This is a genomic window from Streptococcus cristatus (assembly GCF_963529205.1).
Taxonomy (GTDB): domain Bacteria; phylum Bacillota; class Bacilli; order Lactobacillales; family Streptococcaceae; genus Streptococcus; species Streptococcus cristatus_O.
In genome coordinates this window covers 14220-38349 of sequence record NZ_CAURYF010000022.1, presented here as the reverse complement: position 1 = coordinate 38349, position 24130 = coordinate 14220, and the positions used below count along the sequence as shown (strand labels likewise).

28 protein-coding genes are annotated in these 24130 nt (G+C 42.9%); 2 read left to right on the top strand and 26 right to left on the bottom strand.

Features of this window, described 5'->3' with window-relative positions; genetic code table 11:
• Nucleotides 1-114 precede the first annotated feature (114 nt).
• The 4 genes from RWS39_RS06250 to RWS39_RS06235 form a co-directional block, all read right to left on the bottom strand.
• The gene (locus RWS39_RS06250; RefSeq protein WP_314481489.1) at nt 115-978 is read right to left on the bottom strand and encodes a DegV family protein; all 864 of its coding nucleotides are present in this window, start codon (nt 976-978) and stop codon (nt 115-117) included.
• A gap of 141 nt (nt 979-1119) precedes the next feature.
• Nucleotides 1120-1764, bottom strand: coding sequence for a hypothetical protein (locus tag RWS39_RS06245; RefSeq protein WP_314481486.1), 645 nt, complete (start codon nt 1762-1764; stop codon nt 1120-1122).
• Nucleotides 1764-2495 (bottom strand): 23S rRNA (guanosine(2251)-2'-O)-methyltransferase RlmB, encoded by a 732-nt coding sequence (rlmB, locus tag RWS39_RS06240; RefSeq protein WP_125371120.1) that lies wholly within the window; start codon nt 2493-2495, stop codon nt 1764-1766. The genes RWS39_RS06245 and rlmB overlap by 1 nt, the downstream gene beginning before the upstream one ends.
• An 832-nt stretch (nt 2496-3327) precedes the next feature.
• A complete protein-coding gene (locus RWS39_RS06235) occupies nt 3328-3696 on the bottom strand; it encodes a hypothetical protein (RefSeq protein WP_314481483.1) in 369 nt (122 codons plus the stop codon).
• Between the two features lie 216 nt (nt 3697-3912).
• Here RWS39_RS06235 and RWS39_RS06230 point away from each other — a divergent pair, with 216 nt between their 5' ends.
• Nucleotides 3913-4803 (top strand): helix-turn-helix domain-containing protein, encoded by an 891-nt coding sequence (locus RWS39_RS06230; RefSeq protein ID WP_314481481.1) that lies wholly within the window; start codon nt 3913-3915, stop codon nt 4801-4803.
• Between the two features lie 173 nt (nt 4804-4976).
• Here the strand turns inward: RWS39_RS06230 and tig are convergent, their stop codons facing one another.
• The 5 genes from tig to truA form a co-directional block, all read right to left on the bottom strand.
• Complete coding sequence (gene tig / locus RWS39_RS06225; protein ID WP_314481478.1) at nt 4977-6260, bottom strand: trigger factor; 1284 nt, start codon at nt 6258-6260, stop codon at nt 4977-4979.
• 430 nt (nt 6261-6690) lie between these two features.
• Nucleotides 6691-7254 (bottom strand): TIGR01440 family protein, encoded by a 564-nt coding sequence (locus RWS39_RS06220; protein ID WP_125383427.1) that lies wholly within the window; start codon nt 7252-7254, stop codon nt 6691-6693.
• A 12-nt stretch (nt 7255-7266) separates the two neighbouring features.
• Nucleotides 7267-7749 carry an ECF transporter S component gene (locus RWS39_RS06215; protein ID WP_015605737.1) on the bottom strand — a complete coding sequence of 161 codons (483 nt, stop codon included), beginning with the start codon at nt 7747-7749 and terminating at the stop codon, nt 7267-7269.
• Nucleotides 7739-8500, bottom strand: a complete 762-nt coding sequence (locus RWS39_RS06210; RefSeq protein WP_125383426.1) for a bifunctional hydroxymethylpyrimidine kinase/phosphomethylpyrimidine kinase — start codon at nt 8498-8500, stop codon at nt 7739-7741. The genes RWS39_RS06215 and RWS39_RS06210 overlap by 11 nt, the downstream gene beginning before the upstream one ends.
• On the bottom strand, nt 8490-9239 hold the full coding sequence (gene truA / locus RWS39_RS06205; protein ID WP_125383425.1) for a tRNA pseudouridine(38-40) synthase TruA: 750 nt from the start codon (nt 9237-9239) through the stop codon (nt 8490-8492). The genes RWS39_RS06210 and truA overlap by 11 nt, the downstream gene beginning before the upstream one ends.
• 121 nt (nt 9240-9360) lie before the next feature.
• Between truA and RWS39_RS06200 the strand changes: the two genes are divergently transcribed.
• Entirely contained in the window at nt 9361-9888 is a 528-nt protein-coding gene (locus RWS39_RS06200) for an NUDIX hydrolase (RefSeq protein WP_125383424.1), read from the top strand.
• Between the two features lie 111 nt (nt 9889-9999).
• Here RWS39_RS06200 and RWS39_RS06195 read toward each other — a convergent pair whose 3' ends face one another.
• The 17 genes from RWS39_RS06195 to fabM form a co-directional block, all read right to left on the bottom strand.
• Entirely contained in the window at nt 10000-11151 is a 1152-nt protein-coding gene (locus RWS39_RS06195) for an ABC transporter permease (RefSeq protein WP_314481465.1), read from the bottom strand.
• A 3-nt stretch (nt 11152-11154) separates the two neighbouring features.
• Nucleotides 11155-11835 (bottom strand): ABC transporter ATP-binding protein, encoded by a 681-nt coding sequence (locus tag RWS39_RS06190; RefSeq protein ID WP_314481464.1) that lies wholly within the window; start codon nt 11833-11835, stop codon nt 11155-11157.
• On the bottom strand, nt 11832-12410 hold the full coding sequence (locus RWS39_RS06185; protein ID WP_314481463.1) for a TetR/AcrR family transcriptional regulator: 579 nt from the start codon (nt 12408-12410) through the stop codon (nt 11832-11834). Before RWS39_RS06185 ends, RWS39_RS06190 begins: the two co-directional genes overlap by 4 nt.
• 244 nt (nt 12411-12654) lie before the next feature.
• Nucleotides 12655-13203, bottom strand: a complete 549-nt coding sequence (locus tag RWS39_RS06180) for a carboxymuconolactone decarboxylase family protein (RefSeq protein ID WP_009659051.1) — start codon at nt 13201-13203, stop codon at nt 12655-12657.
• 183 nt (nt 13204-13386) lie between these two features.
• A complete protein-coding gene (locus tag RWS39_RS06175; RefSeq protein WP_045500627.1) occupies nt 13387-14157 on the bottom strand; it encodes an acetyl-CoA carboxylase carboxyl transferase subunit alpha in 771 nt (256 codons plus the stop codon).
• A complete protein-coding gene (accD, locus tag RWS39_RS06170; RefSeq protein WP_314481462.1) occupies nt 14154-15017 on the bottom strand; it encodes an acetyl-CoA carboxylase, carboxyltransferase subunit beta in 864 nt (287 codons plus the stop codon). Before accD ends, RWS39_RS06175 begins: the two co-directional genes overlap by 4 nt.
• A 65-nt stretch (nt 15018-15082) precedes the next feature.
• Nucleotides 15083-16450: an acetyl-CoA carboxylase biotin carboxylase subunit gene (locus RWS39_RS06165; RefSeq protein WP_314481459.1), complete on the bottom strand. Its 1368-nt coding sequence runs from the start codon at nt 16448-16450 to the stop codon at nt 15083-15085.
• Nucleotides 16451-16468: 18 nt separating this feature from the next.
• Nucleotides 16469-16891: a 3-hydroxyacyl-ACP dehydratase FabZ gene (gene fabZ, locus RWS39_RS06160; protein ID WP_314481458.1), complete on the bottom strand. Its 423-nt coding sequence runs from the start codon at nt 16889-16891 to the stop codon at nt 16469-16471.
• The gene (gene accB, locus RWS39_RS06155; RefSeq protein WP_314481457.1) at nt 16888-17367 is read right to left on the bottom strand and encodes an acetyl-CoA carboxylase biotin carboxyl carrier protein; all 480 of its coding nucleotides are present in this window, start codon (nt 17365-17367) and stop codon (nt 16888-16890) included. Before accB ends, fabZ begins: the two co-directional genes overlap by 4 nt.
• Nucleotides 17368-18600, bottom strand: coding sequence for a beta-ketoacyl-ACP synthase II (fabF, locus tag RWS39_RS06150; protein ID WP_314481454.1), 1233 nt, complete (start codon nt 18598-18600; stop codon nt 17368-17370).
• A 52-nt stretch (nt 18601-18652) separates the two neighbouring features.
• Nucleotides 18653-19387 (bottom strand): 3-oxoacyl-[acyl-carrier-protein] reductase, encoded by a 735-nt coding sequence (gene fabG, locus RWS39_RS06145; RefSeq protein WP_314481451.1) that lies wholly within the window; start codon nt 19385-19387, stop codon nt 18653-18655.
• Nucleotides 19388-19399: 12 nt separating this feature from the next.
• On the bottom strand, nt 19400-20320 hold the full coding sequence (gene fabD, locus RWS39_RS06140; RefSeq protein ID WP_314481449.1) for an ACP S-malonyltransferase: 921 nt from the start codon (nt 20318-20320) through the stop codon (nt 19400-19402).
• On the bottom strand, nt 20313-21287 hold the full coding sequence (gene fabK, locus RWS39_RS06135) for an enoyl-[acyl-carrier-protein] reductase FabK (protein WP_005591707.1): 975 nt from the start codon (nt 21285-21287) through the stop codon (nt 20313-20315). The genes fabD and fabK overlap by 8 nt, the downstream gene beginning before the upstream one ends.
• A 129-nt stretch (nt 21288-21416) precedes the next feature.
• A complete protein-coding gene (locus tag RWS39_RS06130) occupies nt 21417-21641 on the bottom strand; it encodes an acyl carrier protein (protein WP_005591706.1) in 225 nt (74 codons plus the stop codon).
• 54 nt (nt 21642-21695) lie between these two features.
• Nucleotides 21696-22670, bottom strand: coding sequence for a beta-ketoacyl-ACP synthase III (locus RWS39_RS06125; RefSeq protein WP_314481442.1), 975 nt, complete (start codon nt 22668-22670; stop codon nt 21696-21698).
• Nucleotides 22670-23104, bottom strand: coding sequence for a fatty acid biosynthesis transcriptional regulator FabT (fabT, locus tag RWS39_RS06120; RefSeq protein WP_045500607.1), 435 nt, complete (start codon nt 23102-23104; stop codon nt 22670-22672). The genes RWS39_RS06125 and fabT overlap by 1 nt, the downstream gene beginning before the upstream one ends.
• Nucleotides 23105-23221: 117 nt before the next feature.
• A complete protein-coding gene (fabM, locus tag RWS39_RS06115; RefSeq protein ID WP_048763491.1) occupies nt 23222-24013 on the bottom strand; it encodes a trans-2-decenoyl-ACP isomerase in 792 nt (263 codons plus the stop codon).
• Between the last annotated feature and the right edge of the window lie 117 nt (nt 24014-24130).

The window sequence follows — 24130 nt, the reverse complement described above, 5'->3', positions numbered from 1 at the left end:
TTCCGGGGCCTTACAAATGGGGTAAACAATACCGCCTACTATCATACCAAATTTTCTAACCAAAAGTCAATATATTTGATGCAATTATTTATAAAATAACGATTTCATTTCTATTTAGTCTGAAAGTTCACTGCCAATGCTAAAGAGTCCTAGGGTACCTGGACCAGTATGCGTCGAAATAACCGGACCAAGAGGCAGGATAAGGACTTCTGTGACCTGTCCAGAAGCCAAAAGCTGCTCCTTGACAGTTTCAGCGACTTCTTTTTCGCCTGCATAGGCAATCACTACAAGTGGCTCAGAAATGGTCTCTAGAGTCATCCGAACCACCTCAGCCTGCGCCTTCTTCTTGCCTCGTACCTTAGCGACCGAATCCAGACTTCCGTCAGCTGTGACTGCGATAATGGGCTTAATATTGACCAAACTTCCCATGAGAGCCGCTGCCTTGGAAATACGGCCACCCCGCATGAGGTGGTTGAGGTCATCTACTAAGAAATAGGTCTTTACTCTAGGCACTAGACTTTGAAGCAAAGCTGCCGTCTGTTCTAACCCTTGACCTGCCGCTCTAGCTTCTACAGCCTTCATGACCAAGAGCCCTTCACCCATCGAAGCTGCCTTGGTGTCAAGGATTGTGATGATTGCCTCAGGATAATCCTCTAAGACCATCTCCCGCGCCATGACTGCACTTTGGTAGGTACCAGACAGGGCGGAAGCAAAAGCCACATAGAGAACTGCTGTGCCCTCCTGAGCATACTGACGGAAAACATCTTCAAATTGGCCGACATTGATCTGGCTGGTAGTTGGCTTGCTGCCAGACTCCATCTTGGCTAAAAGCTGCTCACTGGTCAGCTTATCCGGTCCGACAGTCTCGTAGGTTTGAGCATCCAGCTGAATGGTTAAGCCCAGAACCTGCACATCATGTTCTTGAGTCCAGCTTTCTGGCAGGTCTGCCGTCGAATCCGTTAAAATTTTAAAGGTCATCTTTTTCTCCATCATTTTTTAGTTGCCACAGAGAAGGCTTCTCCATGGACATAAGCGGGTTATTCCTGGTGATTTGCCTACCAACATGCCGGGACTAGCTATTAGAAATTTCTTGCTTTTTATGAAAGCTATTTCGCTCGGTCAGTCTAGAACAGGACTGGCACCTTGAAAACCTTTCAAATCAAAAATATATTGGAAATATTCATCGTGTGAAGCTTTTAAAATCAAGTTTGCCTTACCATCAAGTAATTCAATACAGGTCCATTCCCCATCTAAACACTCAACATCATATTTTTTATCTTCTAAAAATAAATTTGATAATTGCACCTCTGGATATTTATTTTGAAAAGAAACCATCCCAGAGTTATCACTTCGGAAAGCAAGCACAGGAACTTCCACTTTTTGGTTCCCCATATAAAAGGAACTTATATGCCTCTTTTCAGCAAGGCACTCATATTTTCCTTTTACATAATTCACAATCTCTTTATTTAAAATTGTAGAAAAATTGAGAATACTGATGAAATCCGCCTTATCAATAGATAAGGTTTCTACCTCAATGAGGTATTTCAAAGCGCCATTTACCTGACTTCCTTGACCGTATAAATCCGTGCAATTCAAGGAATATTGGGTCAACAAATCCTCTAAGGGATACTGATCTGCTTCCTCAGTGATTTCAAAGCAATAGCAATAATTATCTTCTCTTTTATTATGGTAAATATCATAAATGATCGGCTCAAACTTTTCTGTTTGATATTTTTCTAACGCATAAGCTTCTAGTACTTGCATTAGCCCACCCGATTTCTAAAGACTTCATACATGAGAATGGCTGCTGCGACGCTGGCGTTGAGGCTTTGGACATGACCATTCATGGGAATGGTCAGCATTTCGTCCACCTGCTTCTTGATGTTGCTGGAAATCCCCTTGCCTTCGTTGCCGATGATGAGGGCCAACTTTCCTGCCGTATTCCACTTATGAACAGGCGTCCCCTGCATATCCGTCCCAAAAATCCAGAAGCCAGCTTCCTTGAGCTTGTCCAGAGTCTGGCTGAGATTGGTCACACGGGCAATAGGAATGTGCTCGATAGCACCCGTAGAGGTCTTGGCTACAACTGGTGTCACGCCGACTGCTCGGTGCTTGGGAATGATAACCCCCGTGACATTGGTAGCGTCAGCCGTGCGCAAGATAGAGCCCAGATTATGCGGGTCTGTCAAGCCATCCAAAATCAACAGCAGTGGATTCTCTTCCTGCTCCGCTTTTTTCAAAACATCCGCCAAATCTGCATAGGCAAACTCCGATACCCGCAAGACAAAGCCTTGGTGAACGGCTCCATCCGTCATCTCCTGTAAGGTTTTCTTAGGGGTCCAAGAGATAGAGACCTTCTTTTCTGCCGCCAAATCTTTCAGCTTGCTCACGTTTTTGCCACGCAAGTCGTCCTGAATGTAAAGTTTATTTCCCGTATTGGCCATCAAGGCCTCGGTCACAGCATGCACGCCGTAAACAATATCATTTTTTTCCATACTAACAGTATATCACAAGCTCCCCAAAAAAATCTGTCTAAAAGCTAAATATCTCTCTATGACAGCCTAGCATTTCTCAGCAATCAGCTAAAAACTGCTTTTCGTTATCCTATTTGTTTTTGAAATAATTCCTTATTTGAAACTTAGAAACCAGCTAGACTAGCCAGTCCTGCTAGCCGTTTTCCAAACAAGAGACATCTCCTCTCGTCAGACACTTACTTTTGACCAACGGCTATCTCAAGTATCATTTACCTTAAAAACTAAAGAAAAGTGGCCGGCCGAGGCCTAGGTTACCAATAATCTATAGGAAAAGTGGACAGCCGAGACCTAAGTTGCCATGAATCTATAGGAAAAGTGACCAGCCGAGACCTAGATTGACAGGAATCTATAGGAAAAGTGACCAGCCGAGATCTAGATTGCCATGAATCTATAGGAAAAGTAATCAGCCGAGGCCTAGATTGCCACAAAACTATAGGAAAGGTGATCAGCCGACGCCTAGATTGCCATGAATCTATAGGAAAAGTGACCAGCCGAGGCCTAGGCTAGACTCACTTTCTCTAAGCAGTCACACCAAGAGATTAAAGTTCTTATCCTAGAGCCGAATAACTAAACACGAGACAAGAAGAGTTTGGGACAAAAAGATTTCAATTTTTAAAAATCTTAATTATTAAGCCCTTCAAATCTATAATTAAATGCGAAAAGCGAACAAAGCAGAATTCTGATTAGCAGAAAACTAGTTTTGTTCGCTTTTTATATTTGAGGTCGGACTTTTGTCCCACTCTCTTTCTCTCTAATTCAACAACTAGCAAGTAACATCAGCAAGTTGTATGATTTAGTTATTCTTAAGTGCTTCTTTGATTTCACCAACTGTTGCAGCAACACTTTTATCTTGGAAATATTTTAATTCTTTATTGCCATTCTCATCGATTGTCTCTACGGGATTACTGTAGTCATCTGTAGAGCTAGTTGTAAAACCACCTGATTTGTCTGCAATGATCAGTTTACTGTCTGATAAACCTGAAAAGTAGTCATTAATTTCTTTTTCAGATTTACCTTTTAGTAGATTCTTATAAATTGAAATCGTCTGATTTTCGTTTGTTTTACCGATTGTTGTTTCTGCAATAACAGGTTTCAGCAAAGCATATGAACCAATTCCTAATGCTACGACTGATAAAGTTAACAGCATCTTTTTCTTAGCCATTTTTTGACCTACTTTCTTATTTCTAAGTTCTATATTCTACACAGTTCCCTAGCCTAACATAGAGTTTGTTAAGAATATATAAGAAAATGACAGAACATAATTTACGACTTGAAATTTTTTATATTTCTTTGCATTCCTCCTTACTAAATTATATAATGTAGTCAGAATCACGTAGTATTGTTTTAACTATTTTCAAGTTTTTTTGGAGATTATGATATGAGATATGATTTTGGAAAAGTTTATCAAGAAATTAGAAAGTCTAAAAACCTCACTCAGTCAGATGTGTGTGGCAATGTACTGTCTCCTACAACACTCTCTAAAATAGAGAATGGACTTGTCGTTCCAAAGTATGAGAACATGGCTTTTTTACTTCAGCAAATTAATATGAGCTTTGATGAATTTGATTATATTTGTAATCTTTACCATCCTAGCGAGCATATCGAACTCTTCAATAAAATCAGCAATATTCATTCAATTAGTGGAGTAAGAGAACTTGAAGCTATTCATAAGAAATGCGAATCTTATTTAAAAACTCATTATGATATCTCTATCCAAAAATTGCACCAATCTTTGACCGTTGTACTTCAAATTAGAAAGAATGGAATTTTAATCATAGATAAAGTGACACAAGATATAGTTGACGTTCTATGGAACGATTTGAGATATCATGATACATGGTACGCATCAGATTTCAACATTTTAAACTCCATTCTTTTTGTCCTTCCTACTGAGACCATTATAGATACCACTCAATTAATTCTTCACAGACTAGAAAAATACTCTGATTTTCAAAATATCCTTCCTATAAAGCTAGCCATCCTATCAAATTTGTCCACCTTTTATTTTTATTATAAACACTATTCCATGTGTAGTCATATTTGTTCGATCGTTATTAAAACAGCAAAATTACTTAAACGGTATGATGCAATTGCATTTCATTCGGCTAGAATCGGAATTTGTGATGCTAATGAGGAACTGACACAAAAGAATCTTAAAATATTACATTTACTTGAGGAAGATGAGTTATTAAAAATTATTGAAAATGAAATAGCTGCATTTCATGCTGCTAAAACAGTTGACGAAATGGATATTCCATGGATGTTGTGATATTAGCTCTATAATTTCTACAGAGATTAACTCCCTGTAGGAATTGTAGAGCTTATTTTAATCTAGAGATTAGCTTTCCCATTTTAAACCATCCCTCCAACATCAAAAAAGAGAGAACAAATCGTTCTCTCCTGTGCTTGCATTTGTCGTCCACTAGGGTCGACTAGAAGCTATTATTTTACTTTAGCAGTGCTTGTGATGACTTCAACTGCTTTTTTAACAGCGATATCATGTTTAAGCATTTCTTCTGAAAGCAATTGGCGGACGCGGTCTACTTCCATGTTGTAGTCTGTTGCCAATGAAGTGATTTCTGCTTCAACTTCTTCAGCGCTAGCTTCAAAGCCTTCTGCTTTCGCAACTGCTTCTACAACAAGGTTAGTCTTGGTGCGTGCTGCAGCATCTGCTTCATATTGTTTGTGAAGGTCTTCTTGAGTTGTACCAGTGATTTGGAAGTACATATCAGGAGAGATACCTTGACGTTGCATGTTGCCGAGGAATTCGTTCACAGCGCGATGAACTTCTTCGTGAATCATTTCTTCTGGAAGGTCAACGATTTCTGCATTTTCTACTGCAAGATCAATCGCTGCTGCTTCAACTGCATCGTTGTAAGCTGCTTCTTTCGCTTCTGCTAATTCTTTACGGTATTTTTCTTTCAATTCAGCAAGAGTTTCAACTTCTTCGTCGATGTCTTTTGCAAGTTCATCATCAAGAGCTGGAACTTCTTTTTCTTTAACTTCATGGATTGTTGTAACGAATTTTGCTTCTTTACCAGCAAGGTCAGCTGCTTGGTAGTCTTCTGGGAAGGTTACAACAACGTCTACTGTTTCACCAGCTGAGTGACCAACCAATTGGTCTTCGAAACCTGGGATGAATTGACCTGAACCAAGTCCAAGTGAGAAGTTATCGCCTTTTCCGCCGTCAAATTCAACACCGTCAACAGAACCAACAAAGTCGATGACAACTGTATCGCCTTCAGCTGCTGCTCCATCTTTCAGAACCAACTCAGCCAAGTTGTTGCGTTCACGCTCAATGCGCTCGTCAACTTCAGCATCAGTCACTTCCTTAGAAACTTCTACAGATACTTCAAGGTCTTTGTAAGCACCTAATTTCACTTCAGGTTTTGTCACAACATCAGCAGTGATGACCCAGTCTTGGCCTTTTTCCATTGAAGTCACATCAATTTTTGGTTGTGCAACCACTTCAAGACCAGCTTCTTTTACAGCTGCTTCATAAGCTGCTGGAAGCAATGCATTCAAGACGTCTTGATAAAGTGATTCTTCACCAAAACGTTGGTTGAAGACTGGACGAGGAATATGACCTTTACGGAAACCTGGTACAGCAATATTTTTCTTTACTGCATTAAAAGCGCGATCCAAAGCAGGTTTGATTTGGTCTTGACCGATAGTAAAAGTCAATACTCCACGATTTGTTTCTTTGTTTTCAAATGATACAGACATTCTGTCAGTTCTCCTTCAAATTTTTTACATACAATCCATTATAACATAAGTAGCATTTTTTTCAAGCGACACCTTTTATTTTTCCCCTTTTTCCCCTTTCATACGCTGGAATCTTAGCCACTTTTTACTCTTTTTTGACCATTTATCCAGCTCTTAGCAGACAATATTCACATATCACTGTGGGTTTACCTTTCTCGCCAGCACGAGAATCGACAGGCAAAGTCTGCCATTTGGGAAAAGAGAGTGGGACAGAAATCGGTAATTCGTTAGAATTCGATTTCGTCGTCCCACCTCCGCACAGTTGAGTAGGGCTGTAAAAGCTGATGAAATCAGCGTAGTAGAGCCCACTCAACCACTGCGTCTTGCTCGACAATCCAAAGACAATTGAGAGGCTAGGACTTTTGTCCCAGCCTCCCTTCTCCTATTTCTACTAGGATTTTCGAATTCTATCCTCAATATAAGACGCTCTAGCTCCGCCAATCAACTTGGGACGACTGGCAAGGGCGGTAACGTGAGCCTGACCCAAACTGCGTAGTTGAGGGCGAATAGGAACCTGAACATGCTTGACATGCATTCCGATTGATGTATCTCCCACATCCAAGCCAGCATGGGCTGTGATGAACTCAACCTCCACAGGATCTTCCATATAGTCAAAAGCTGCTAACTGGCCACTTCCGCCTGCATGGAGGCTGGGCAGGACATTGACAATTTCTAGGTCTTTCTTTTCTGCCAATTCTCGCTCCACGACCAAGGCACGGTTGAGGTGCTCACAGCCTTGAACGGCCAAGTAAATCCCCCGAGCTTGCAGAATATCTAACAAGGTCTTGACAATGACCTGACCGACTTCCCTACTGGAGTACTGGCCGATGTCTCCCCCCATGACTTCACTAGAAGATAGACCTAGGACAAAAATATTTCCCTTGACCAAACCCGCCTTGTCCAGGACATCTGTGGCAATCTGTCTGGTTTCCTTTTCAAGTTTCTCTAAATCCATCTTTGACCTCACTTACTCTGGCTGAAGGGCTCTTTTCAAGACAAGGGGAAAGGCTCTGTAAAGGGCATAGCCGACCACCAAACCAAAAATATTTTGCATGACATTGCCCCAAATCGCTGCGATAGCTGCACCAGGTCCACTCAAAATGCTACCAAAGAGAGCATAACCGCCGACCATGGCAAGTCCAGCCAAGAGTAGACCGATATAACGCTGCTTGCCAGTGAAACCAGCAAAGTAGCCCTGAAGTCCGTGACAGATGAGGCTAAAGACCATCCACTGAGGATAGCCGGCCACTAGGTCAATCAAGAGACCGGACAGACCACCAACCAAAGCTCCTTCCTTACGACCAAAATAAAATGCGGTAAAGTAAATCCCAGCATCTAACAGGGTTAGAAAGCCAGTTGGCGTCGGGATTTTGAAAAAATTCCCCAAAACAATAGATAGGGCTGTAATGACAGCCAGCAAAGCGATTTTTCGTGTCTGATTATTTTTCATATTGAATAACTCCATACTGATCTGAGCGCTGGATAGCGCGGTAAACAAAATCTTTTGAATAGTTGACGGCTTCAAGAGGGGATTGACCTGCCAAAAGATGACTAGCTATGCTCGAAGCGAAGGTACAACCTGCTCCTGTATTATTATTTGGCAAAACAGGGCTTTCTAGTAACTGAAAGTCTTTGCCATCGTAAAATAAATCAAGGGCCTGATCTTGGCTAAAACGATTTCCTCCCTTGATCACGACATTTTGAGCTCCCAATTCATGGAGAGTCACAGCCGCAGCCTTGAGGTCATCCAATGTCTTGATATCCGACTGGGTAAGGATCTCTGCTTCTGGTAGATTGGGCGTGATAATGGTTGTATAAGGGAAAAATTTGATCAATTCATCACGAAGAGCTGACACTTCCACATCGTGGGTTTCCTTACAGACTAGGACAGGGTCTAGCACGACTGGTATGTCCGCTTGCTTTTTGATGAAGTCCAGAGCCTGATCTGCAATGGCAACCGTTGGTAACAAGCCCAACTTGATAGCTGAAAAAGGCACATCTTTGAGCGAAGAGAGTTGCTGCGAGAAGACCTGCTCATCGGTCGGAAGGACTTCAAATCCCTTGTCTGTCATAGCGGTCAAGCAAGTCACCGCTACAAAGCCATGCAGGCCATGGACCGTATAAGTAGCTAGATCCGCATGAAGACCACCACCACTAAAAATGTCATTGCCAGAGAGGGCTAAAATTAGCTTATTCTTCATAGATAATCTCCTTTAGATAAAGACCATTAGGCGCTGCGGTTGGTCCAGCTAGCTGCCGATCTTTTTCTTCTAAAATCCGTTCGATTTGATTGACTGGCATCCGCTTGTTTCCAATCTTGAGCAGGGTTCCCACCATATTGCGGATTTGTTTATAGAGAAAGCCATTGCCCGAAAAAGTAAAGACTAAAAAATTACGCTGCGCATCAAAAGTCATACTAGCCTTTGTAATTGTACGAACCTTATTTTCCACACTGGTACCCGAGGCTGTAAAACCTGTAAAATCGTGCGTTCCCTCCAAGGCTTTAATGGCCTGCTCCATCAGAGAAATCTCCAAAGGATAGGGATAGTGGGTCGCATAGTGGCGCATCATCGGATTTTTTGGTCGACCAATATCCACCAGAAACTCATAGGTCTTACTGTGCGGCTGGTAACGGGCATGAAAATCCTCCGTCACTTCCTCCACAGAAATGACATCAATATCTTCTGGCGTCTGGGTATCCAAGGCAAAACGCAGCTTTTCTTCATCTCTAGCTGACGGGAGGTCAAAGTGAATGACCTGCCCAAGCGCATGAACGCCGCTGTCGGTCCGACCAGCTCCGTGGATGACAATGGGCTGACCTTTGTTGATACGAGTTAAGGTTTTTTCGATTTCTTCCTGAACGCTCCGAGCATGAGGCTGGCGCTGAAAGCCAGCAAAGTCATGTCCGTCGTAGGAAATAAGGGCTTTATAACGAGTCATGCCCTTATTTTAACAGGAAAAAAAGCCTGTCGCAAGAGAGAAAGAATACAACTGTCTGGGTACAGAAAGCATTGACAGAAAGAGCGAAATCAAGTAAACTAAAAAACGCAAGGAGGATACTATGGCAAAGGATATTTCTTATAGGCAAGGACAGGAGCGCTTTCGCTATCGGGCTGCTGCACTCATCATTGAGGAGGAAGCCCTCTGTGTCATATCTTCTCCTAGCGAGGACTATTTCTATTCAGTGGGAGGGGCGGTCAGATTTGGAGAGACCTCCGAAGAAGCTGTCCAGCGAGAAGTTTTCGAAGAAACTGGACAAAAGTATGAGATTGAGAAGCTGGCTTTTGTTCATGAAAATTTATTTTCAAACTCAACAGGCATCCTCAAAGGGCTAGATTGTCATGAGATTTGCTTCTATTACCTGATGAAGCCTCACGGCAAGCAATTTGACTACCAACATAAGCAAGAACAAGTCTATTGGATTCCCCTGACAGACTTGGAAAACTATAAAGTTTTTCCAAAGGAAATCACACACATCCTCAAGCACCTCCAGATAGGTATTCAGCATATCATCAGCAAAAAAGAGAGTGGGACAGAAATCGGTCATTCGTTAGAATTCGATTTCGTCGTCCCACCTCCGCACAGTTGAGTAGGGCTGTAAAAGCTGATGAAATCAGCGTAGTAGAGCCCACTCAACCACTGCGTCTTGCTCGACATTCCAAAGACAATTGAGAGGCTAGGACTTTTGTCCCAGCCTCTTTTATTCTCCCAACATGACCTGCTTAATAGTCAGTTGATCTATCCTTCTACTGGATAAATAGATTAAACTTTCATAGACTAAGACAAAGACTAGCAAAGTCATCAGGCAGACTCCAAAATCAAAATCATAGTCAACTTTCTGAGCTATTGATTTTTCCATCAATCTGAGTAAAAGCTGCATAATCCCGTATTGATAGCCCGTTCCTAAGACGAAGCCCAAAAAAGCAAGAAAGCGGTAGGGAGCAAACAAACTCTTATGGCACTCATTTCTGCTATAACCAAAAACCTTCATAATAGCCAGTGTTTCTTGATTTTCCTGCAGGAGTACTCCCAACGACAGATAGAGGATTGCTACTGATAGGACAGTACCGATTGACATCATCATGCTCTGAATGGTCTCATCTGTCAATTCTTTCATACCAAATGATAGCTGAATCATAGCTGAAAAGCACATCGAACCGAAAATGACAAAGAAAATTAATAACTTTCTAGACCAGAGCAGGCTGGCAGAAAGGTCTTTTAAAAAGGGACGGTTTTTCCTTATTTTCTTTCCTGCTTTCCTTTTTGGTGACTTTTGACTAGAGATGACCCGCTTGAGCAAGTCTAGAGCAGGCAAACGTAGATAATAACTAGCGTAGAGAACGGCTAAAGCAGCAAAGGCTAGAGTTGGCAAGACAACGAGAAACAAGAAGAGGGACCAATGTTGCATAATGGTGATTTCAGGCAAAACCCCGCTTTGATTACGCAACTGATAAAAATGCGGCATCATAGCAAAAGAAGATAAATAGCCAATGCTCGTTCCCAAACCAACTGGAAGACTAAAAATCCAAAACTTTCGGGTAATTTCCCAGTTTTTATAGCCCATAGCCTTTAAAATTCCTAATTCTGGTTTATGCTGGTCAATAAATTGCCGAATGTAAAAGAAGAGGAGGAGCATCGATGTCAGGGATAAAACAGCTCCGCTAATTGATGCAATTAACCAAGAGATAGCAACTTGAGCATCATAAGCAGCTTGAATCTCAGGCAACCAATTGGCTTGATCTAGTAAACTGATATCCAGATAAAAATTTAAAAAGAGATTGGTCACAAATACCGCACAAAAGCTAATAACTGATACAACGACTAATCTATACAAATCTTTTATTGAAAACATAGTTTACCATCCAATCTCATAGGCCGTTTTGGGCTGGTTATTTGTCTCTATGCTTTGGATCTGGCCGCTATTGATATGGACAACAGTCTTAGCCATCTGAGCAATATTTGCATTGTGGGTCACCATGACCAGCGTAAAACCTAGCTCTTCTTGAAGACTTGAAATATAGTCTAGAATCTGACGACCTGTTGCCTCGTCCAAAGCTCCAGTCGGCTCGTCCAAAAAGAGGACACGAGGTCTTTTGGCTAGGGCCCGTGCAATAGCCACTCGCTGTTGCTCACCTCCTGAAAGCTGGCTTGGATAATGTTGGAGTTTATCACCTAAACCTAAAGCCTCCAAAATACGGACATAATCTTGATTGCCTGCTAGATTAGCACCCATTTTGACATTTTGCTCCACTGTGAGATTTGGAAGTAAGAAATACTGCTGAAAAATAAAAGCAATCTGCGCTCGGCGAAAAGCCGTCAATTGAGCTTCTGTCAGCCGGGATAGATCTCCCTCACCGTAGTATACATGGCCACTGTCTGGCTTTTCTAGGCCTGATAAAACGTTGAGCAAGGTTGACTTTCCAGATCCAGAAGCTCCCAAAATGACCAAGTAATCTTGTTCAACAATCTCTAAGTCGATCCCTTTTAAAACTTCTCTTCCATTGTAGGATTTGCGAATTCCCTTTAATCTAATCATTCTTGCTTTCCTTTCATTTCCTTTAAGAGGGCAGTAAATACTTGCGTTAAACGTTGTGTTATTTCCTCTTGACTAAAAGAATAAATACCTGATGCTATCATGCTAGCCAAACCATGAGAATAGATAAATAAATGCTGATAGACAAACTCTGCACTCTCTATGGACATAGGATAATCCTCCACAATCGACTCTAATATCTGCTGATAACTATGGTCTTTCTGAGGTAAAAAGTCCTTGAAAGACTCAATGGGGTGCTTGTGAGGATTTAGATAGAGAATTTTAAAAAGCTGAGGTTCCTGACTAGCAAAAAGGATATAAGCCATACCAACTGCTCTGAAAGATTTGGCCCGCTCCAAAGCCGAACGAATATATTGGACTAGGACAAACTCAGCTGCCCGAACAACCGAATGACCCAGATCCTCCATATTTTCAAACTGACCGAAAATAACCTTGGAACTAGACTGTAAACGTTCAGCCAGAGAACGAGCGGTCAAACCAGCTAAGCCGGCTTCTCTGACAATCCCTAGAGCTGCTTGAATAATCTCATCACGAGTAAATTTATTTTTAGGTGGCATAGAAACTCCTTTTGAGAACAACCGTTGCGCAACAATTGTTTCTTTAACTATAATACCAGATGAAATATAAAAAAACAAGTATAAAAAAGCCTTTCGGCTTCGATTTTTTTATATTTTCTAAAGTATTGATAAAACTCTTCTGGAAGTTGAACCAGAGAAAGTCTCTCCAGCTCGGAACTAGTTTTTACTTGGCTATAGCTAATGATAAAGAAGGGGCTAAAACCCCTTCTCACCCCATCCAAGACTAAGCATAAGGCTGCAATTCTGGATTAATTGGCGTGTTGGCCAGATTATTGGCATAATTGCAGAGGGTCGCAAGGCTAACACCCAAAACTACATCCAGAGCATTCTCATGTGTATAGCCCGCTTCTAGAAAGTCTGCCAAAGCCTCATCTCCGACCCGTCCCTTGGTATTGATGACAGCAATGGTAAACTTAGCAAGTGTATCTAGCTTCGGATCTGTATCAATCGGAGTGCGATTGCGCAGAGCCTCCAAAAGATCGTCATTCATTTGAATCTGCTTGATTGAAAAGGCTGTATGGCCCGCCACACAGAAAGCGCAGCCGTTGGTAACCGCAGCCGTAATCTGCACCACTTCACGCTCAGTCGGTGTCAGGCTGTTACGGCGATTGATGGCTCCAACCGTCCGATAAGTTTCCAAAGCCGTTGGCGCATTGGCCAAAAGACCGATAAGATTGGGAATGTAGCCACCGTTATCTTTTTGAACCGTTTCTAAAACCTCTTTCACCTCAGCTGGCGCGGACTCAATCGTATGGATAGTAAATTCTGACATATGAAACCTCTTTTCTTTTGATTAGCAACTATCTTAACATAGGTTCTACAGCTTGTATAATATATATTTTATATGACCTCTATAAAGAGAATATAATGCTACATGTCAAACCAAAATATATTACCTACCTTAACTGCCTCCATACCTCTCTCAAGCAAGAAAAAGAAGCCCTAAGGCTTCTGGCTAATATTTTCTAAAACGCTGATAGCGATCTTCCAAAAGTTGCTCGAGAGAAAGTTTAGAAAGTTCCGCTAATTCAGTACTGATTTCTTGCTTGACTGCAGCTAGGAGCTCATTTTTATTAAAGCCACGTTCAGGGATGACCTTATCAACGACACCCATCTGCAAGAGCTCGTGCGAGGTGATTTTCATCATCTCAGCCGCCTCCATTGCTCGGCTGCCATCCTTCCATAAAATCGAAGCAAAGCCTTCAGGACTGAGAATGGCATACATAGAGTTTTCCAACATCCAGACCTTGTCAGCAACTGCCAAGGCTAGCGCCCCACCAGAGCCACCCTCGCCGATGATAATGGCAATAATGGGCACTTTCAAATCACTCATTTCCATGAGATTACGGGCAATGGCTTCACCCTGTCCGCGCTCCTCAGCACCGACACCAGGATAGGCACCAGCCGTATTGATAAAGGTCACGACTGGACGGCCAAATTTTTCAGCTTGTTTCATGAGACGTAGAGCCTTGCGATAGCCCTCAGGATGAGGTTGACCAAAGTTCCGCCGCAAATTGTCTTGTAAATTGCGACCTTTTTGAATACCGACCACTGTAACCGGCTGACCATTTAAGGTTCCGATACCACCAATGACAGCACCATCATCACGGAAACCACGATCTCCGTGCAATTCCACAAAATCATCAAAAATGCCTTGGGCAAAATCCAGAGCTGTCAAACGGGACTGATCACGCGCTGCTTTGATAATCTGACTGATTTTTGTCATTGGTCACCTCCATGAAAGCTCAAGAGAGTAGCAATCCGATCCCGCAATTCACCACGTTTGACTATCGCATCAACGAAGCCATGCTCCAGCAAAAACTCTGCCTTTTGAAAATCATCTGGCAATTTTTCCCGTACAGTAGACTCAATAACTCGACGACCGGCAAAGCCTACCAAAGCCTGCGCTTCTGCCAAGATAATATCCCCTTCCATAGCGAAGGAAGCTGTGACACCACCTGTTGTCGGATCTGTCAAAACTGTCAGGTAAAAAAGACCAGCCTTTGAATGACGTTGTACAGCAGCAGAAGTCTTAGCCATTTGCATCAGGCTCATGATCCCCTCCTGCATGCGGGCACCGCCAGAAGCCGTAAAGAGGACGACTGGCAACTTATGCTCTGTCGCATACTCAAAGAGGCGGGTAATCTTTTCACCGACAACCGTTCCCATGGAAGCCATGATAAAGTTGGAATCCATAATCCCAAGGGCTGTTTTTTGTCCCTTGATACTAGCTGTCCCCGTCAAAACAGCCTCATCTAGGCCAGTCTTTGCCCGTGTCTCCGCCAGTTTTTCTCGATAATTTGGAAAACGCAAGGGATCTGTCGTCTCAATACCAGTGAACAATTCCTCAAAGCTTTCTTGATCCACCGTCAAACTCAGGCGCTCAAAAGCTGAAATCCGAAAAGTATAGCCACAGCTTGGACAGACACGCTCTGCCCCCAAATCCTTTTGATAAATGGTATGCTTACAACCTGGACACTTGGAAAAAAGCTCATCTGGAACTTCTGGTTTGGGCTGAGGCAAGGCACGTGAGGAACGATTAGGATTGATCCGAATATATTTATCCTTTTTTGAAAACAAAGGCATTGCTTACTCCTTCATCAAATTGTAGAGTGATTCTGCTTCTTTCAAACAGAATCACTCCTTGTCATCTATTTTTTCTCTTGATAAGCCGGAAGGAACTTCTCCATGAGAAAGGCTGTATCATAATCACCAGCAATCACATTAGGATCTGAAATCAAATCCAGCTGGAAACTGCTATTGGTCACAACACCGTCGATTTCTAGCTCATAGAGAGCCCGTTGCATCTTCATCAAGGCATCAAAGCGATTTTCCCCGTGAACGATGATTTTGGCAATCATGCTGTCATAGTAAGGAGGAATGGTGTAGCCAGGATAGACCGCCGAATCCACACGCAGTCCCACTCCGCCACTCGGCAGATAAAGATTGGAAATCTTACCTGGGCTCGGTGCAAAGTTAAAGGCTGGATTTTCAGCGTTGATCCGACATTCAATTGCATGCCCTCGGATTTCAACATCATCCTGACTGAAGGACAGCTCTTGGCCATCTGCAATCTTAATCTGCTCTTTAACAATATCCACACCAGTAACAAACTCAGTCACTGGATGCTCTACCTGCACCCGAGTGTTCATCTCCATAAAGTAGAATTCACCCTTGGCTTCATCCAGCAGAAACTCAATCGTTCCAGCATTTTCATAGCCGACAGACTCAGCTGCTCGAACAGCCGCTTCCCCAATCTGCTGACGCATGGTTTTCCCAGTCGCTACAGATGGACTTTCTTCCAGCACCTTCTGATTATTCCGCTGCAAAGAGCAATCCCGCTCGCCCAAGTGGACTACATGCCCCTGCTGATCTGCTAAAATCTGCACTTCAATATGGCGCGCTGGATAGATAACTCGCTCCATATACATAGCGCCATTCCCAAAAGCCGCTTTGGCTTCACTAGAAGCAGACTCAAAGGCCGCTACTAAATCCTCAGCCTTTTCAACCTTACGAATGCCCTTACCGCCGCCGCCAGCAGAAGCTTTGAGCATGACTGGATAGCCAATCTTTTCGGCGACTTCCAAGGCTTCTTCAGAGGTATGGACTTCCCCATCAGAACCTGGGATAACCGGCACTTTGGCCTTAATCATCTGAGCCCGAGCATTGATCTTGTCCCCCATCAAGTCCATGACAGCACCTGAAGGTCCAATAAACTTAATGCCAACTTCTTCGCACATAGTCGCAAATTTAGAGTTTTCGCTCAAAAAACCAAAACCAGGATGAATGGCTTCTGCACCTGTCAGAACAGCAGCAGACAGGACAGCGTTCATATTCAGATAAGAATCTGTAGACTTGGCTGGCCCGATGCAGACTGCTTCATCAGCCAGTAAAGTATGGAGCGCTTCCTTATCAGCCGTTGAATAAACAGCGACAGTATCAATTCCCAGTTCGCGGGCTGCACGAATAATTCTGACCGCAATTTCCCCACGGTTAGCAATTAAAATTTTACGAAACATGGTGAAATCTCCTCTTTCTTATTGACCAATCGCAAAAGTCAAGGTTCCGCTAGCTGCAAGTTTTCCGTCAACTTCTGCCTTGGCCTCTACCACTGCAATGGTGCCACGGCGCTTGACAAACTTAGCCGTAATAATCAGCTGGTCACCTGGTACAACTTGCTTCTTGAACTTGACCTTGTCCATACCAGCATAGAAGACCAGCTTGCCCTTATTTTCTTCTTTAGACAATTCCAGAACACCAGCCGTTTGAGCCAAAGCTTCCATAATCAAAACACCTGGCATAACTGGATACTGGGGAAAATGACCGTTAAAGAATGGCTCGTTGATTGTCACATTTTTCAGAGCGACAATCTCATCTTCGCTGACTTCCAAAACTCGGTCTACCAACAGCATGGGATAACGGTGCGGAAGTGCTTCTTTTATTGCATTGATATCAATCATTTGATGCGTACCAGACCTTTCCCAAACTCAACCATTTCTTCATTCTGAACCAGAATTTCCGTCACCAGACCATCTTTAGGTGCCGGTACTTCATTCATGACCTTCATGGCTTCAATAATCATCAGAGTTTGACCTTTTTTAACTTGGTCTCCTACACTGACAAAAGCTGGTTTATCTGGACCTGCTGCTAAGTAAGCCACGCCAACCAAGGGACTTTCCACAACATCACCTTCAGCAGCTGGAGCCTCTGGAGCCACCTCAGGTGCTGAAGTTGGAGCTGCTTGGGGAATAGTCTCAGCTACAGGTACACTCGCTGGCTGCACATGAGCTGCACTAACTGCTGGAGTTGCTGCGACTGCTGCTTGCCCTTCATTCTTGCTGAAAGTCAATTCATCACTTTGATTTTTATAAGAAAATTCACGCAGGCTTGATTGGTCAAACTGAGCCATCAAGTCTTTGATTTCATTGATATTCATCTAGTCCTCCCAACGCTTGAATGCTAGAACAGCATTGTGGCCGCCGAAGCCAAATGTATTGGAAATCGCATAAGGAATCTCTTGCTCCTTGCCTTGTCCATAAACGACATTCGCTTCAATATAGTCTGACAATTCACTTGTTCCAGCTGTTTTTGGTACAAAGTTATGGCGCATTGCTTCGATTGTAGCGATTGCTTCTACCGCTCCTGCAGCCCCAAGCAAGTGTCCTGTGAATGACTTGGTTGAAGATACAGGTACTTCTTTACCAAGAACAGCAACGATAGCTCCACTTTCTCCCTTTTCATTAGCAGGAGTTGAGGTACCGTGGGCATTGACATAAGCCACTTGCTCTGGAGAAATTTCTGCTTCTTCCAATGCCAATTTAATAGCCTTAATAGCACCCTGACCTTCTGGATGAGGTGAAGTCATATGATAAGCATCACAAGTATTGCCATAACCAACTACTTCAGCCAAGATAGTCGCTCCACGTTTTTCAGCGTGTTCCAGACTTTCAAGCACCAACATACCAGATCCTTCTCCCATCACAAAGCCATTACGGTCTTTATCAAATGGAATGGAAGCGCGGCTAGGATCTTCTGTCGTAGAAAGAGCTGTCAAGGCTTGGAAACCAGCAATGGCAAATGGAGTGATAGAGGCTTCTGAACCACCCACCAACATGACATCTTGGAAACCAAACTTGATAGAACGGAAGGCATCCCCAATAGCATCATTGGATGAGGCACAAGCTGTATTGATTGACTTACAGATACCATTTGCACCGAAGCGCATAGCCACATTCCCAGCTGCCATATTTGGCAAAGCTTTTGGAAGAGTCATTGGCTTAACGCGTTTTGGACCTTTTTCATGCAAACGGATAACTTGATCTTCGATTTCCTTGATACCACCGATACCAGAAGCAACGATGACACCGAAGCGATCTTTATCGATTGCTTCTACATCAAGATTCGCATTTGTTACCGCTTCTTGAGCTGCATACAAGGAATACAAGGAATAATTGTCAAAACGATTGGTATCTTTCTTGATAAAGTATTTATCAAAAGGAAAGTCTTGGACTTCAGCCGCATTATGAACAGCAAAATCGCTGTGATCAAACTTGGTGATGGGACCAATTCCAATCTTACCTTCTTTTAAACTATTCCAAAATTCTTCTGGTGTGTTTCCGATGGGAGAGGTTAAGCCATAACCTGTTACAACAACTCGATTTAGTTTCATAGTGAACTCCTTTATGATAATTGGTGAACTGTCAAATCCAAATGCATTGCACTTACTGCATGGTCAGTCCGCCATCAATCGCGATGACCTGACCAGTAAGATATTCCTGTTCTGCTAAGAACAAAGCAACACCAGCCACTTCTTCGGTATTGCCGAACCGTTTCATTGGGATTTGAGCCAGAGAAGCTTCTTTGATTTTTTCAGAAAGCCCGTCTGTCATATCCGATTCGATAAAGCCTGGGGCAATCACATTGACACGGATATTGCGCCCAGCTACCTCACGAGCAACCGACTTAGAAAATCCAATCAATCCAGCTTTAGACGCTGCATAGTTGGCCTGACCGACATTACCAGTCAAACCGACAACACTTGATAGGTTGATGATTGCTCCCTGACGAGCCTTGGTCATTGGTTTCAAGACAGCTTGGGTCATATTGAAGGCTCCAGTCAGATTGACCTTCAGCACTTGCTCGAAGTCTTCCTCTGTCATCTTGAGCATAATCTTATCGCGAGTAATTCCAGCATTATTGACCAAGACATCTACAGAACCCAAAGCCACAATCGCCTCCTCAACCATTCGCTTGGCATCAGCGCCATCAGACACATCGCCTGAAATAGCCACGACCTTGACCGGATAGCCAGCAAACTCAGCCAAAACTTGGTCTGAAATTTGACCGCGACCGTTCAAGACAATATTGGCACCTGCACTTGCAAACTTATGGGCAATAGCCAGACCAATCCCACGGCTAGAGCCAGTAATAAAAACATTTTTATTCTTTAATTCCATTGGTATTCCCCATTATTTTTCCAGTAGGGCTGTCAAAGTCTCCACACTTTCAACATGATAAACAACTGCTGATTTATCAATTTTTTTCAGAAAGCCAGACAATACTTTCCCTGGACCAATCTCGATAAACTCAGTCACACCAGCTTCCTGCATTTTAGCAATACTATCGTAGAAACGAACCGGCTCCATGACCTGACGAGTTAATAATTCCTTAATTCTGCAAGCTTCCATAATATCCGCTTCTGTATTGCCTACCAGCGGAAGCTTAAAATCAGCAAATTCCGTTTCAGCCAAGACCTGAGCTAATTGCTCACTAGCTGGTTTCAAGAGTGCTGTATGGAAAGGACCTGAAACATTCAGCGGAATCAAGCGTTTCACACCTGCTTCCTTGAGGAGTTCCACCGCTTTATCCACCGCTGCCACATCTCCCCCAATGACAATTTGACCTGGAGTATTGTAGTTGGCAGGAGAGACCACTCCTAGCTGACTGGCTGTCTGGCAGGCTTCCTCAATAAGAGCCACGTCCGCATTCAGGACCGCAACCATCTTTCCAGAGCCAGCAGGAGCTGCTTCTTCCATGAAAGCTCCACGTTTGGCTACTAGAGCTACCGCTGTTTGAAAGTCCAGCGCACCAGCAGCCACCAAGGCAGAGTATTCTCCCAGAGAAAGACCAGCTACCATATCAGGCTGGACTCCTTTTTCAGCCAACAGGCGATAAATAGCAAGAGAAGTTGTCAAAATTGCTGGTTGAGTATAGCGAGTTTGGTTGAGTTTTTCTTCATCTTGGTCAATCAATGCCCGAACATCATAGCCCAGAACTTGACTCGCTTCCTCAAAAGTCGCCTTAACCACATCATACTGCTCATAGAGGTCACGAGCCATTCCCAGATATTGGGCTCCCTGACCAGCAAATAGAAAGGCTGTCTTAGTCATTTCTAGTTACTCCTGCCCAACGTTTTGCTTCTTGCTGAATCTTCTCAGCAGCGCCATAATAGATATCCTTGAGGATTTCTTCGACTGTTTCTTCCTTGCTGACCAAGCCGGCAATCTGACCGGACATGACGGATCCGTTTTCCACATCGCCACGGACAACTGCATTGGCCAAGGCACCAGCACCTAGATTTTCAAAAACAGTCAAGTCTGGATTTTCTTGCTTGAAGGCTTCTTTTTCAGCCTTTTCAAAATCGCGAGTCAGCTTATTCTTGAGTGCACGAACCGCATGTCCGAAATGCTGAGCAGAAATTGTCGTATCAATATCACGAGCCTTCAAAATCATATCTTTATAATTTTGGTGGGCATTGGATTCCTTAGCTACAACAAAGCGTGTTCCGACCTGAACCGCTTCTGCTCCTAACATAAAGCCAGCCGCAGCACCAGATCCATCCGCAATACCACCAGCCGCAATAACTGGAATGTTAACTGCTTCTACAACCTGACGAACCAAGGTCATCGTTGTTAACTTACCGATGTGACCACCGGCTTCCATCCCTTCAGCAATGACGGCATCCGCTCCGATTTTTTCCATCCGTTTAGCCAAAGCCACACTTGGTACAACAGGAATCACAGTAATACCTGCTTCATGGAAACGAGCCATGTACTTGCTTGGATTGCCCGCACCAGTCGTCACCACTTTTACACCCTCTTCGATCACCAAATCCACTATGTCATCTACAAAAGGCGACAAAAGCATGATATTGACACCGAAAGGACGATCCGTCAAAGACTTAATCTTGTCAATATTGGCTTTAACTACTTCCTTAGGAGCATTTCCGCCACCGATGATCCCAAGACCACCAGCTTTTGAAACAGCACCAGCCAAGTCACCATCTGCGACCCAGGCCATACCACCTTGGAAAATAGGATATTTAATATCTAATAATTCTGTAATTCGTGTTTGCATAATACCTTCCTCTAATCATTGCTTAAGTAATAGCTTGAGCCCAAACCGCTAGATAGCAGCCTTTTTACTTTGAAATTCAAACTATTACCTAAACAAGAGAGAATATCTTGCGATACTCTCAAATCTTTATTATTTTGTTTTTTCTTCTACGTAGGCAACCAAGTCACCAACTGTTTTCAAGCCTTCTTCAGTCTCAATTTGGATGTCAAATGCATCTTCGATTTCTGAAATTACTTGGAACAAATCCAATGAATCCGCTTCAAGATCATCGAAAGTTGACTCAAGTGTAACTTCTGATGGCTCTTTACCAAGTTCCTCAACGATAATTTCTTGTACTTTTTCAAATACTGCCATGGATAGACTCCTTTAAAAAATATATTTTTTATCTATGTGTTTCCACATGATTAACTAAATTGTAACAATAAGCGTGCCCCATGTCAAACCTCCACCGAAACCTGACAATAAAATAGTCTGATCTCCGTTCAGCTTAATCAAGTTCTGTTGGACACACTCAGATAATAAAATCGGGATGCTAGCTGCACTAGTATTGCCATATTCCATCATATTAGCAGGTAGTTTTTCCCGAGAGACTCCGAGTTTCTTAGCCATTTTATCTAAAATTCGGATATTGGCCTGATGCAAGAGCAGATAATCAAGCTCCTCCACTGAAAATGGACTCTCTTCAATGGTATTTTTGATAGACTGTGCCACATCACGAATGGCGAAATCAAAGATTGCTCGGCCTTCCATTTTCAAATAGCGGTCATCAACTTGCTTTTCCGAAAACGGAGAAGACAAACCAAGTCCACCACAAGTCAGACTCTGACCTCTCAAGCCATCAGTAAACTGACTTTCAGCCCAAAAATGCTGCTTTTCTGCCGCTTCAAGCAAGACTCCCCCAGCCCCATCACCAAATAAGACTGACGTCGCACGATCCGACCAATCAACGACTTTCGAAAGCGTTTCGCTACCGATCACCAAACCTCTTTGATAGCGACCAGAGGAAATGAACTTTTCTCCAGTTGATAAGGCAAAGATAAATCCACTGCATGCTGCCGTCAAGTCAAAAGCAAAAGCCTTGGCAGCTCCAATATTGGCCTGCACTCTAGCTGCAGTTGACGGCATCATAGAATCCGGAGTGATCGTCGCAACAATGATAAAATCAAGCTGATCAGCAGACAGTTGAGCCTTTTCTAGCAATTGCTCAGCAACCTTTGTAGCTAAATCACTTGTTGACTCAGTCCGAGATAAATGTCGCTGTTTGATACCTGTTCGACTTGAGATCCATTCATCACTTGTATCCATAATTTTGGCTAGATCATCATTTGTGACAATCTGCTCTGGAGCATAATGAGCTACTTGAGTAATTCTTGCATAGTTCATTATTTCAACTCCTCTAAAAAATTATACAAGTTCTGCAAACCTTTTTGCATTGCATTTTTTTCTTCTGAGGACATTCCTTCCACTACTTGCATGACCATGCGATTGTGGAATCGTTTATGAAGGCGATACAAGAGCCTCCCCTTCTTAGTCAAACTCAGATGAACTACACGACGGTCAATGGATGAACGGCGACGCTCGATATACCCTTTACGCTCCAAGTTATTCAAGCTGGTTGTGACAGTCCCCAAAGTGACTAACAATTCCTTTGAAATATCGCTTGGAGTCGCATTAGGCATGGTACCAATAACATCAATAGTGTGCATTTCTTTAATAGAGACGTCTTTAAATTGACTGCCTCGGAGGCTGGACTCTTCAATAACCAAAACATTATTAAAAATGGATGTTAAATAATCATTGACTAATTGATAATTCAAACCAACACCTCCTTCATAAATACTTTGACATTCAAATTTTATCAGATCTCAAAATAATTTGCAAGTCCTTTTGAAAATTTATTTGATTTTCAAACAATTTTCTTATCCTACAAATCCTTACTTACCTGTAAATTGTGGACGACGCTTCTCAGTATAAGCTTGGACACCTTCTTTGAAGTCCTCAGTGAAAGCAAGGGACTTCTGTAAAGATAACTCCAACTCCGCATATTCTTTCCAACCGCTGAACAGGCTCTTCCAGACCATTTCTTTCATAGCTCTGTAAGAATTCAGCGAACCGCGTTTTAGCTTCTTCAGCAACTGTTCCGTTGTTTTTTCTAGCTTCTCTGCTTCACAGACCTTATAGAGTAAACCATAATCCAGAGCCTTCTCTGCAGTCAGAGCCTCTCCAGTCATAACCAAATGGGTTGCCCGAGTCACACCAATTGCCCGAGTCAGAAGATAAAGCCCACCGGCGTCTGGCGCTAAGCCCACTCCCACAAAAGCTTGAATGAAGCGAGATTTTTCCGTCGCAATGCAGAAATCTGCAGCCACGACCATATTGGCAGCTGCACCAGCAACAGGGCCATCCACACTCATGATAACTGGCTTGGGTAGTCGTTTCATGGCAAAAGAAATGTCATTGACCAGCTCTGCAATTTTTACCAAGGATTGAATATCGTCAGCACTGACAGCTCTTTGCATCTCAGCTAGGTCGCCACCGACAGAAAAGACCTTCCCATTGGCATTGATCACTAAAAACTTCACTGCCTCATCATTTGCGGCCAGCTCAATCGCTTCTAAAATCTCCTCACACATGGGAATATTGAAACCATTTGAAACTTCAGGACGATTGAAAGTAATGGTTGCCACTTCATCAACTACCTTATAAAGAATACCATTAAAAGTCATTCTAACTCCATTCCAGACTGGGTACTTACAGTCATTTTATTTTATAATTAAATAATTTGATGATCAAATTATAGTTATTCTAGCACAAAAATTTTAAGAAAGAAAACAAAAACTGGA

What these genes read in the sequence shown, in the direction of transcription:
- RWS39_RS06250 (WP_314481489.1), bottom strand. Translation starts at nt 978, where the DNA reads ATGACCTTTAAAATTTTAACGGATTCGACGGCAGACCTGCCAGAAAGC.
- RWS39_RS06245 (WP_314481486.1), bottom strand. Translation starts at nt 1,764, where the DNA reads ATGCAAGTACTAGAAGCTTATGCGTTAGAAAAATATCAAACAGAAAAG.
- rlmB (WP_125371120.1), bottom strand. Translation starts at nt 2,495, where the DNA reads ATGGAAAAAAATGATATTGTTTACGGCGTGCATGCTGTGACCGAGGCC.
- RWS39_RS06235 (WP_314481483.1), bottom strand. Translation starts at nt 3,696, where the DNA reads ATGGCTAAGAAAAAGATGCTGTTAACTTTATCAGTCGTAGCATTAGGA.
- RWS39_RS06230 (WP_314481481.1), top strand. Translation starts at nt 3,913, where the DNA reads ATGAGATATGATTTTGGAAAAGTTTATCAAGAAATTAGAAAGTCTAAA.
- tig (WP_314481478.1), bottom strand. Translation starts at nt 6,260, where the DNA reads ATGTCTGTATCATTTGAAAACAAAGAAACAAATCGTGGAGTATTGACT.
- RWS39_RS06220 (WP_125383427.1), bottom strand. Translation starts at nt 7,254, where the DNA reads ATGGATTTAGAGAAACTTGAAAAGGAAACCAGACAGATTGCCACAGAT.
- RWS39_RS06215 (WP_015605737.1), bottom strand. Translation starts at nt 7,749, where the DNA reads ATGAAAAATAATCAGACACGAAAAATCGCTTTGCTGGCTGTCATTACA.
- RWS39_RS06210 (WP_125383426.1), bottom strand. Translation starts at nt 8,500, where the DNA reads ATGAAGAATAAGCTAATTTTAGCCCTCTCTGGCAATGACATTTTTAGT.
- truA (WP_125383425.1), bottom strand. Translation starts at nt 9,239, where the DNA reads ATGACTCGTTATAAAGCCCTTATTTCCTACGACGGACATGACTTTGCT.
- RWS39_RS06200 (WP_125383424.1), top strand. Translation starts at nt 9,361, where the DNA reads ATGGCAAAGGATATTTCTTATAGGCAAGGACAGGAGCGCTTTCGCTAT.
- RWS39_RS06195 (WP_314481465.1), bottom strand. Translation starts at nt 11,151, where the DNA reads ATGTTTTCAATAAAAGATTTGTATAGATTAGTCGTTGTATCAGTTATT.
- RWS39_RS06190 (WP_314481464.1), bottom strand. Translation starts at nt 11,835, where the DNA reads ATGATTAGATTAAAGGGAATTCGCAAATCCTACAATGGAAGAGAAGTT.
- RWS39_RS06185 (WP_314481463.1), bottom strand. Translation starts at nt 12,410, where the DNA reads ATGCCACCTAAAAATAAATTTACTCGTGATGAGATTATTCAAGCAGCT.
- RWS39_RS06180 (WP_009659051.1), bottom strand. Translation starts at nt 13,203, where the DNA reads ATGTCAGAATTTACTATCCATACGATTGAGTCCGCGCCAGCTGAGGTG.
- RWS39_RS06175 (WP_045500627.1), bottom strand. Translation starts at nt 14,157, where the DNA reads ATGACAAAAATCAGTCAGATTATCAAAGCAGCGCGTGATCAGTCCCGT.
- accD (WP_314481462.1), bottom strand. Translation starts at nt 15,017, where the DNA reads ATGCCTTTGTTTTCAAAAAAGGATAAATATATTCGGATCAATCCTAAT.
- RWS39_RS06165 (WP_314481459.1), bottom strand. Translation starts at nt 16,450, where the DNA reads ATGTTTCGTAAAATTTTAATTGCTAACCGTGGGGAAATTGCGGTCAGA.
- fabZ (WP_314481458.1), bottom strand. Translation starts at nt 16,891, where the DNA reads ATGATTGATATCAATGCAATAAAAGAAGCACTTCCGCACCGTTATCCC.
- accB (WP_314481457.1), bottom strand. Translation starts at nt 17,367, where the DNA reads ATGAATATCAATGAAATCAAAGACTTGATGGCTCAGTTTGACCAATCA.
- fabF (WP_314481454.1), bottom strand. Translation starts at nt 18,600, where the DNA reads ATGAAACTAAATCGAGTTGTTGTAACAGGTTATGGCTTAACCTCTCCC.
- fabG (WP_314481451.1), bottom strand. Translation starts at nt 19,387, where the DNA reads ATGGAATTAAAGAATAAAAATGTTTTTATTACTGGCTCTAGCCGTGGG.
- fabD (WP_314481449.1), bottom strand. Translation starts at nt 20,320, where the DNA reads ATGACTAAGACAGCCTTTCTATTTGCTGGTCAGGGAGCCCAATATCTG.
- fabK (WP_005591707.1), bottom strand. Translation starts at nt 21,287, where the DNA reads ATGCAAACACGAATTACAGAATTATTAGATATTAAATATCCTATTTTC.
- RWS39_RS06130 (WP_005591706.1), bottom strand. Translation starts at nt 21,641, where the DNA reads ATGGCAGTATTTGAAAAAGTACAAGAAATTATCGTTGAGGAACTTGGT.
- RWS39_RS06125 (WP_314481442.1), bottom strand. Translation starts at nt 22,670, where the DNA reads ATGAACTATGCAAGAATTACTCAAGTAGCTCATTATGCTCCAGAGCAG.
- fabM (WP_048763491.1), bottom strand. Translation starts at nt 24,013, where the DNA reads ATGACTTTTAATGGTATTCTTTATAAGGTAGTTGATGAAGTGGCAACC.